This window comes from Cupriavidus sp. 2SB (assembly GCF_005503625.1).
Classification (GTDB): domain Bacteria; phylum Pseudomonadota; class Gammaproteobacteria; order Burkholderiales; family Burkholderiaceae; genus Cupriavidus.
This window is the reverse complement of the sequence record NZ_SCMX01000142.1, coordinates 1-6,948: the sequence shown is the minus strand read 5'-3', so window position 1 is coordinate 6,948 and position 6,948 is coordinate 1. Positions and strand designations below refer to the sequence as shown.

The 6,948-nt window shown below is 63.0% G+C and carries 8 protein-coding genes; 4 read left to right on the top strand and 4 right to left on the bottom strand.

Features of this window, described 5'->3' with window-relative positions; translation table 11 throughout:
• The coding region (locus FFS21_RS31410) for an SDR family oxidoreductase (protein ID WP_137928579.1) at positions 1–104 on the top strand (104 nt) is incomplete at its 5' end.
• Positions 105–288: 184 nt separating this feature from the next.
• Entirely contained in the window at positions 289–540 is a 252-nt protein-coding gene (locus FFS21_RS31405; protein WP_212745284.1) for a DUF4148 domain-containing protein, read from the top strand.
• Positions 541–618: 78 nt separating this feature from the next.
• Here the strand turns inward: FFS21_RS31405 and FFS21_RS31400 are convergent, their stop codons facing one another.
• From FFS21_RS31400 to FFS21_RS31390, 3 genes are all read right to left on the bottom strand, one after another.
• A complete protein-coding gene (locus FFS21_RS31400; RefSeq protein ID WP_137928577.1) occupies positions 619–1,536 on the bottom strand; it encodes a LysR family transcriptional regulator in 918 nt (305 codons plus the stop codon).
• A gap of 103 nt (positions 1,537–1,639) precedes the next feature.
• Complete coding sequence (locus FFS21_RS31395; protein WP_137928576.1) at positions 1,640–2,098, bottom strand: hypothetical protein; 459 nt, start codon at positions 2,096–2,098, stop codon at positions 1,640–1,642.
• 159 nt (positions 2,099–2,257) lie between these two features.
• On the bottom strand, positions 2,258–3,100 hold the full coding sequence (locus tag FFS21_RS31390) for a class II glutamine amidotransferase (RefSeq protein ID WP_137928575.1): 843 nt from the start codon (positions 3,098–3,100) through the stop codon (positions 2,258–2,260).
• A 142-nt stretch (positions 3,101–3,242) separates the two neighbouring features.
• Here FFS21_RS31390 and FFS21_RS31385 point away from each other — a divergent pair, with 142 nt between their 5' ends.
• Both FFS21_RS31385 and FFS21_RS31380 read left to right on the top strand, forming a co-directional pair.
• Positions 3,243–4,457 (top strand): putative DNA modification/repair radical SAM protein, encoded by a 1,215-nt coding sequence (locus FFS21_RS31385; RefSeq protein ID WP_137928574.1) that lies wholly within the window; start codon positions 3,243–3,245, stop codon positions 4,455–4,457.
• Positions 4,454–5,953, top strand: a complete 1,500-nt coding sequence (locus FFS21_RS31380; protein WP_171020535.1) for a UdgX family uracil-DNA binding protein — start codon at positions 4,454–4,456, stop codon at positions 5,951–5,953. The genes FFS21_RS31385 and FFS21_RS31380 overlap by 4 nt, the downstream gene beginning before the upstream one ends.
• A 248-nt stretch (positions 5,954–6,201) precedes the next feature.
• On the opposite strand, the gene FFS21_RS31375 is transcribed toward FFS21_RS31380, so the two are convergent.
• Positions 6,202–6,729 (bottom strand): BON domain-containing protein, encoded by a 528-nt coding sequence (locus FFS21_RS31375; protein WP_137928573.1) that lies wholly within the window; start codon positions 6,727–6,729, stop codon positions 6,202–6,204.
• Positions 6,730–6,948: the final 219 nt, after the last annotated feature.

The following is a 6,948-nucleotide window of genomic DNA, read 5'->3' as shown; positions in this document are numbered from 1 at the left end:
AACCCTCGGAAATCGCCGGAGCCGCCCTCTTCCTGGCTTCGGACGATGCAAGCTTTGTGAACGGCGCCGAACTGTTCGTGGACGGCGGCCAGGCCCAAGTCTGAAGCCAGCCGACAAGCGACCGCGGCAACTGCCGATGGTCGCTTGCCTTCCCGTGCCGAGCATGGTCCTGTCCTTTAAAGCGCAATCCCGTTAAATCGCCGGAATAAATCGACAGGCATCGGCGTCTACCTGGCAAGTACATCGAATCCGATGTGCTGCGATCTCAAACCATCATTGGAGTCGATCATGAAGACGAACCACACCCTGCGCAACGTTGTCGCTACCCTTGGCCTTGTCGCCGCCGGTCTTTCGGTTTGCCACGCGCACACCACGGACAGCAGTCAGGGGCTGACCCGGGCACAGGTGCAAAGCGAACTGTCCGCGCTCGAAAAGCTCGGCTACGATCCGCATCGCGAAGGCAACTACCCCGCTGACCTGCAAGCCGCCGAAGCGCGCCTCGCCGAGCAGCACGCTAACAACGTAGTCGCGACGAAGTGAAGCAAGGGAAGTCTGCAAGACGCGCCGGGAGAGTGAGGACCAGTCGCTCATCCCGGCATTTTTCCATCGACTGAATTCTTACTGTGGCCATCGCCACGCCGGTTCGGACAGATGCTCGGCAAAGAAGTCTGACACTGCACGGATCTTTGCCGGCTTGCTCCGCGCAGATGGGGTGACAAAATACAGTCCGCCCCGCGTCATGTTCCACTCCGGAAGAATCCTTTCCAGGCGTCCATTCGCCAGGTACTCTCCAGCGATGAACTCGGGCAACTCTGCAATGGCAATGCCCTCCAGCAAAATGGGAACCATCGCTTCGGAGTTTGTGACGCGAAGCGGGCCGGATGGCACCACCTCCTCTTGATATCCACTGTCGTGCGTGAACTGCCAGACCTGGGTGCGTGCCCGATACGCATAGCTGAGGCACTTTCGCACGGCCAATTCGCGGGGATGGGATGGGCGTCCATGCGTTTCAAGATAGGCTGGCGACGCCACGAGATATTGCGTCACCGAGCAGATCTTGCGGGCGACCAGCGAGGAATCTGGCAGCGAAGCGATGCGCAACGCCGCATCGAAACCCTCCGCCACAATATCCACCGTTGCGTCGGACAGGTGCAGATCCAGAGACAACTCCGGATACTTGTCCATCAGCCTGGGGAGTATCGGAACCACCCAGCGAAGACCAAAGGACATCGGAATTGCAATGCGCACGCGTCCGCGTGGGTTCTCGGACAGTTCCAGGGCTTCATGCTCTACCACTTCGGCCTGCCGATAGATTTCCGCGGCCTTGGTGGCCATCTGATGGCCGAATTCGGTCAGCGATAGCTGGCGTGAGGTCCTGTTAAGAAGCCTGCCGCCGAGGCGGTCTTCCAGCCTGCTTATCGCCCGGGACACCGTCGGCACCGACACATCCATGACTCTCGCGGCGGCGGCAAACGAGCCCTCCTCCGCGACTTTGGCAAACATCGCCAAACCTTCGAAATCGGGTAACTTGCTCATTCTGCTTGCGCACCGTGACGATGCCATGGCTGCGACGCCGCCACGCATGACGCGCGCAAGGCGCTACGCATCGTCCGGTGCTTTTTACTTTTTTCTTGTGGCGTTACCTGGCGGGCGGGAGGTAGCCGCCTGTGCGGTCCAGAATATCGCTGCCTTCGTTCGCCATGGCTTCCGCGAGCTTCATGGTCGCAACCATGATCGAGGACTGCAGCATCGCCATCTGGGTTTCCATGGATGCGACCATTGCCGCCTTCTCGCGCTCATCGCGCTGTTCCGACTGCACGGCTTGCAAGTGTTCCCGCAATTCGGCGAGCTGCTTCTGCATCTGCTCGATCTGAGCCTTGATCGAATCGGCAGTTTCCGACTGTGCGGATTTCTTTTCGCCGCTCGCTCCGGCCTCCGCTCCCTTCACTTCAGACGGTCGCTCGGTGTCTTCCACACCAGGCGCCTGACCATCGGCATCATTCGCTGCAGTCTGTGCAGTCACTGGTTCGGACTGCGGAGGAACCGACGTGTATCTCGGCGTTGAATGAATCTGCGTGATGCTGCCTATCTGGCTCATGGCGCGAAGCCTCAGTCATGGTTGTTAGCGCCGAAAGCATAACGTTGCCGATTCCCTATCGAAACACCCGCTTCAGAAAGTCAACGTTTCAGAAATGAAACGGCAAGGCGCAGCAAGGGCAGACCTGCTCGACATTCCGGTTGCGCGCCCTCACGCCCTTCAGGCCAGTTCCGGCACCCGTGGCTTGAATCGTTGCCGCTCGATGGCGCCGCCGCGCGCCATGAGAATGGTGGATTCCGGGATTTCTTCCCAGACGTCCTGAACATCGATCAGCGGCTCGGACAGGACGAGGAAGGCATCGTCGCCCGCCGCGATGATGCGTGGATCGTCAGGATACAAGGCACGCAATTGCCGGAATGACGTGCTGTGGAACAACGAGCGAGAGGCGCCTTCGCTGGAGTAACGCACGGCAACGATCTGCTTGCCGTCGGTGACGCAGACAGTCATGTTCAATGGATGCTGCACGTCGCAGCGCCGCGCCACTTCCTCGATCAACCCTGCCATCTGCTCCAGCGCCCCGCGCGGATCACGTTCCAGGCCGAAGGTCAGGGCAAGGAAGAACATGACTTCGGAATCGGTCGATCCTTCAATCCAGCGAAACAGGTGAGGCGCCACCGCCAGCATCAGCTCGCGGCGCAATTGCGGGTACTCGCGGATCAGGCCGTTATGGACGAACAGCCATCGGCCGAACCGGAACGGATGGCAGTTGGTTTCCTGCGTCGGCGTGCCGGTGGCGGCCCGCACATGGGCCACGAACAGCGGCGCCCTGACTGCCCGCGCCGTCTCGCGCAGGTTCGTGTCGCTCCATGCGGGGTGCAGGCAACGATACCGGAATGGCAACTCCGAATGCCGCCCGTACCACCCCACGCCGAACCCATCGCCATTCGTAGTGGTATGTCCAAGCCGCGCATTGAGGCTCTGATCGATCAACGAATGTTCGGGCTGAAACAGCACGGCTTCCAGCGGCACGGAACGGCCCGAATAGGCCAGCCAGCGGCACATGATGCCCCTCCTCTACTGTCTTGGTAACGATATCTTCACTTCCAGAATAGCAAGCATGGCCGTTTCGTGAAGTAGGAAAACTGGAGATTGCGCTATGACGCAGGTCACGTAGAAATACTGTACATCCATACAGTATTCAGTCATGGAACTGCTCAAGAAACTCGAAATCCTGGCGGATGCGGCGAAATATGACGCATCCTGCGCCAGCAGCGGCGCCCCGAAACGCGATTCGCAAGGCCGTGCCGGGCTGGGCGCCACCACGGGCGCCGGCATCTGCCACAGCTTCACGCCGGATGGCCGTTGCGTGTCGCTGCTGAAAATCCTGCTCACCAACTTTTGCCAGTACGACTGCCAGTACTGCGTGAATCGTCGATCCAGCAACGTGCCGCGTGCCCGCTTCGCGCCGCGCGAGGTGGTGGACCTGACGCTGGAGTTCTATCGTCGCAACTATATCGACGGGCTGTTCCTGAGTTCGGGCATCATCCGCAGCGCCGACTACACGATGGAGCAACTGGTACAGGTGGCGCGGACGCTGCGCGAGGAGCACCAGTTCCGGGGCTACATCCATCTGAAGACGATTCCCGACGCCGATCCACGCCTGATTCGTGAAGCCGGGCAATACGCGGACCGACTCAGCGTCAATATCGAGCTACCCACCGACGCCGGCCTGCAGCGCCTGGCGCCAGAGAAGGACGTCCATACGATCAAGCGGGCGATGGGATCGATCCGGTTGGCGCAGGAGGAAGCCGAGGTCGAGAAAACACCCGCTGCGGCGCGTGCCCCGGCGGGTCAAAGCACCCAGATGATCGTCGGCGCAGACGAGGCTGACGACCGCACGATCCTGCAGACCGCCCAGACGCTCTACGGCGCCTACAAGCTCAAGCGGGTCTACTACTCGGCGTTCAGTCCGATCCCCGACAGCCCGTCTGCCGTGCCCTCGCAGGCGCCGCCGTTGCTGCGCGAACATCGGCTGTATCAGGCCGATTTCCTGCTGCGGGGTTACGGTTTCCGGGCCGAGGAACTGTTCCAGGCCGGCGGCGACCTGCCGCTCGACATCGATCCGAAACTCGCGTGGGCGCTGGCGCATCGCGAATCCTTTCCCGTGGATCTGAACCGTGCGCCGCAGCGTTTGATCGCCCGCGTGCCCGGCATCGGCATGCGGAACGCCAGGCGCCTGGCAGAGTTGCGACGCACGCGGGCCATCCGCTATCAGGATCTGATCCGGTTGCGGTGCGCGATGGATACCGTGAAGCCGTTCGTGGTCACGCAGGACTACAAGCCCGCGCTGGCCGAGCCCACCTCCGAGCAATTGCGCCGCGCCTTGGCGCCCGCGCCACAGCAACTGTCTTTGATATGAGCGAGATCGCGCCCACCACCATCAAGGACTACGCCAGTTGGCGCGAGTGGGCGCTGCGTGCGCTGTCGCAGGGCTTGCCGCCAGAAGCGGTGCCGTGGGATGCCGGTGGTGAAGCTTCGACTTCCACGCCGGGACAACTGTCATTGGGTATGGACGCCGCACCGGCCGTTGCTGCCAGCCACTCAGGCGCCGCGATTCAGGCCGTACGGATTTCCAGGGAACTCGCCGCCCTGCTCCGCGACGCCGCACAGCATCGCGCGGCCCAGCGCTGGGCGTTCCTGTATCGGGTGTTGTGGCGATGGGCACAGGGCGACCGCGCGGTGGCATCGGCCGCCGATGAGGATGGCGCGCGGCTCTACGCCATGGCCAAGGCCGTGCGGCGGGCGCAACACGACATGATTGCCTACGTGCGTTTTCAGGAGCGGCGGCCGGACATGCGAGTCGGCGCGGGCGATGACTTACCTCAATACCTGGCGTGGTACGAGCCCGACCACGATGTGCTGGCGTACGCGGCAGGACATTTCGCGCGACGGATGGGCGAGGCCACGTGGTGGATCGGCACGCCGGACGGTGCGGCAACCTGGGATGGCCGCGAGGTCCGCTACTCGGCCGCCCCACCCGATCCGGGCGCCTTCCGCGCCGGCGCGGACCAGATCGAGCCGCTCTGGATGGCGTACTACAAGAACATCTTCAACCCGGCTCGCCTCAACGAAGCGGCCTTGCACCAGCACATGCCCGTTCGTTTCTGGAAGGGCCTGCCCGAGGCCGCGCTGATTCCCGCCATGATTGCCGACGCACGAAACGGCGCGCAGCGCGTGGGGCAGGCGGCGACGGTCGGCAGCATGCGCGGCAAGCAGGTGGCAGTGGATGCTGCACAGGCCCTGCCCGTCCGCCCGGTGCCGACTTCGCTCGACCAGTGCCGGCGTTGCGATCTCTGGCGCCACGCCACCCAGGCGGTGCCCGGGCGTGGTCCCGATACAGCGCCGATCATGGTGGTGGGCGAGCAACCCGGCGATCAGGAAGATCTCTCGGGCGAGCCGTTCGTGGGTCCGGCTGGGCAGGTGCTGGACGCGGCGCTGCGTGGTGTGGGGGTGTCGCGCGACAGCCTCTATCTGACCAATGCCGTGAAGCATTTCAAATGGATGGCGCGCGGCAAGCGGCGCATGCACAAGACGCCGGGACAGCGCGAAGTAGAAGCCTGCGCGCACTGGCTCGACGAGGAACTGGCGCGCGTGCGGCCTCGCGTCATCGTCACGTTGGGAGCGACGGCGCTGGGCGCGGTGGTGCGGCAGAAGATCCGGCTCGCCGACGCCATGGCCGCCCCGATGCGGCTAGGCGATACGTGGATCGTGGCGACGTGGCATCCCTCGTATGCGCTGCGAGTAGAAGGGTGGGAGGCGCGAGCCAATGTGGAGGCTGCAATTCAGTCGGCGTTGATACAGGCACACAGGCTGGCCGAGGAAGAAACTTTTCCGGTCATTTCGGCGTCGGAGTGATTTGAGCCATTGCTGGGATCACGATGAGAAAGTCACTTTCCTGCGCGCTCGCCGCGCTTTTTCTGCTCGGCGCAATCAGCGGCTGCGCGTCCCGGACAGGCTATGACGATGGGAAATCCGGGGTGACAACCTATGGGGTCGTGGATGTCGGGGTGAGTGTGGAGCGGTGAGACGTATTCTCCCGGCTTACGGGGTGCTCCCCTCTCCCGCACGCGGGAGAGGGGAGAAAACCAGCAAGATCCCTAGACTCAAACCACCCCCACCTTCACCTCACTTCGAACCTCGCACCTTGCCAGACTCTCTCGCGCCACGCGTTCGACCTGCTCGCGCGTGGCTGCGTCGCGCACCGTTCCGTGCAGCGTGCAAACACCATCCGAAAAGTCTGCCGTCACCACGCCGGGATCGACGAGGGTGGCGAGTTGTTCGTCGAGGACTTCGCGCCGCTGCAGATCGCTGAGTGGCGCCACGGCGTCCATATCGTTGTTGTCGTATTGCCCCAGCGATGCCGGACCCGGTACCGGCCGCGTGCCAGTGACCAGCGGTTCGGGCGCAGCCGAGCCAGGCGCCACGCCGTACATGCCGTAGCGCTCCACGCCATCAGGCTCTTTACCGCCATGCGGCACATAGGGTGTATCGGGCAGATTGTCATGGCTGGCCGGTTTGACCGCGCCGGACGCCTCACTCACAGGCGCCTCCGGCAGGTTGTTGCGATCATCGCGTACGGCGCTATGGCCGCCGTAGTGGTAGTCCGTCAGCGTGGGCTTTTGCGTGGCCATCTGAAAACTCCTTTCGAGCGGTTGTCGTCATCGGGCATGGCGACGCATCGACCGTGCCACCCCGCCAGATCCTTGCGTGGCAACGGATTGCACGTCGTCAGTCGCGTTTTCAGCCGGTAAATCCTGCATTGGGGTCGTACCGGACATTCAGCGGGGAGGTGCAGGAGTAGACTCTCAGCACCTTTCAAAGGACGTGCCCGCCCCCCGTGAATACCCAGC

Bases quoted from the DNA above. Each gene is read 5' to 3' on its own strand.
- FFS21_RS31380 (WP_171020535.1), top strand. From the start codon at position 4,454: ATGAGCGAGATCGCGCCCACCACCATCAAGGACTACGCCAGTTGGCGC.
- FFS21_RS31405 (WP_212745284.1), top strand. From the start codon at position 289: ATGAAGACGAACCACACCCTGCGCAACGTTGTCGCTACCCTTGGCCTT.
- FFS21_RS31400 (WP_137928577.1), bottom strand. From the start codon at position 1,536: ATGAGCAAGTTACCCGATTTCGAAGGTTTGGCGATGTTTGCCAAAGTC.
- FFS21_RS31385 (WP_137928574.1), top strand. From the start codon at position 3,243: ATGGAACTGCTCAAGAAACTCGAAATCCTGGCGGATGCGGCGAAATAT.
- FFS21_RS31390 (WP_137928575.1), bottom strand. From the start codon at position 3,100: ATGTGCCGCTGGCTGGCCTATTCGGGCCGTTCCGTGCCGCTGGAAGCC.
- FFS21_RS31375 (WP_137928573.1), bottom strand. From the start codon at position 6,729: ATGGCCACGCAAAAGCCCACGCTGACGGACTACCACTACGGCGGCCAT.
- FFS21_RS31395 (WP_137928576.1), bottom strand. From the start codon at position 2,098: ATGAGCCAGATAGGCAGCATCACGCAGATTCATTCAACGCCGAGATAC.